Annotated in this window: 2 protein-coding genes; one reads left to right on the plus strand and one right to left on the minus strand. The window is 64.9% G+C overall.

What is annotated here, in order from left to right:
- Nucleotides 1–574 (plus strand): dienelactone hydrolase family protein (locus EN935_RS36005; RefSeq protein ID WP_164771687.1); only part of this gene is annotated, 574 nt, incomplete at its 5' end.
- Nucleotides 575–582: 8 nt separating this feature from the next.
- On the opposite strand, the gene EN935_RS36010 is transcribed toward EN935_RS36005, so the two are convergent.
- A partial coding sequence (locus EN935_RS36010; RefSeq protein ID WP_164771688.1) for a DMT family transporter occupies nucleotides 583–1,405 on the minus strand: 823 nt, incomplete at its 5' end.

Raw genomic sequence — 1,405 nt, forward strand, 5'->3', positions numbered from 1 at the left:
GAACAGGGGCCTCAACCCGCATATCCGCGATGTGGCGCGACGCGTGGCGCTGGAAGGGTTCGTGACACTGGCGCCGGATTTTCTGTCGCCGCTCGGCGGCACGCCAGCCGATGAAGACAAGGCGCGCGATATGTTCGCCAAGCTCGATCCGGCGCAGACCATCGCCGACGGTATAGCGACCGTCGCGTACCTCAAGGCCGACAAGGACGGCAACGGCAAGGTCGGAGCCATCGGCTTCTGCTGGGGCGGTGGTACGGCAAACATGTTGGCCGTCAACGCGCCCGATCTCAGCGCCTCCGTCGCCTACTACGGCATGCAGCCGAAGGCCGCCGATGTGTCGAAGATCAAGGCCGCATTGCTGCTGCACTATGCCGGGCTGGATGAGCGCACCAATGCCGGCATCGACGCCTTCAAGAAGGAGCTCGACGCGGCGCATGTCGAATACACGGTTTATGTCTATGAAGGCGCCAACCACGCCTTCAACAACGATACCTCGGCAGCGCGCTACGACAAGAAGGCGGCGGATCTCGCCTGGGGACGCACGATCGCCTTCCTCAAGCAGAAATTGGCATAGGCGTTCGTTTAGTCCGTGTTCGCCGGCTTGTGGAAGGCGACGCCGGCGACCACCAGCGCAATGCCGAGGCAATCGGTAAGACTTGGAATCTGGTGCAGCACGACGACGCCGATCAGCGTCGCGGTGACCGGCAGCAGCGACAGCATCAGCGCGAAGCTCGCGCGCGGCAGCCGCGACATTGCGAGCTGGTCGCAGATGTAGGGAATGACCGACGAACAGATGCCGACGCCGATGGCGGCGAGCAGCAGCGGCGGCGAGAAAAAGGCGGGCAGTGCGTCGGTGAGGCCGATCGGCAGCACGACGATGAATGCGATGGCCATGGCGGCACCAAGGCTTGCGATGCCGCCGCCGGCACCTGAAGCGGCGATGCGGTGGCCGAGCACGATGTAACCGACGAACAGCGCACCGTTGAGGAAGGCCCAGAACAGCCCGATGGGATCATCAGACCATTTGACGTCGATGAGCAGCAAGGTGCCGGTGACGGCAACGGCAAGGGCGGCGAGATTGCGCGGGCTCCTGAGGCCGATCACCGCGACGCCGATGGTGCCGACGAATTCGATCGCCGCCACCAGCGAGATCGGCAGCCGGTCGAGCGCCAGGTAGAACGAACAGTTCATCACCGCCAGGCAGGCACCGAAGGCCAGCAACAGCAGCCGCGTCGAGCGATCGGCGCGGGCGAAGGTTCGCCATGGACGGGTCAGCGGTGCGAAGATCAGCGCGGCGGTGGCGATGCGCAGCCATGCCATGCCGAGCACGCCGACATGCGGGAAAAGCAGCACGGCGAAGGCCGGCCCGAGATAGTGGAAGACGGCGCTGACGCCGAACCAGACA

Origin of the sequence: Mesorhizobium sp. M7D.F.Ca.US.004.03.1.1, from assembly GCF_003998635.1 — a bacterium.
Taxonomy (GTDB): Bacteria; Pseudomonadota; Alphaproteobacteria; order Rhizobiales; family Rhizobiaceae; genus Mesorhizobium; species Mesorhizobium loti.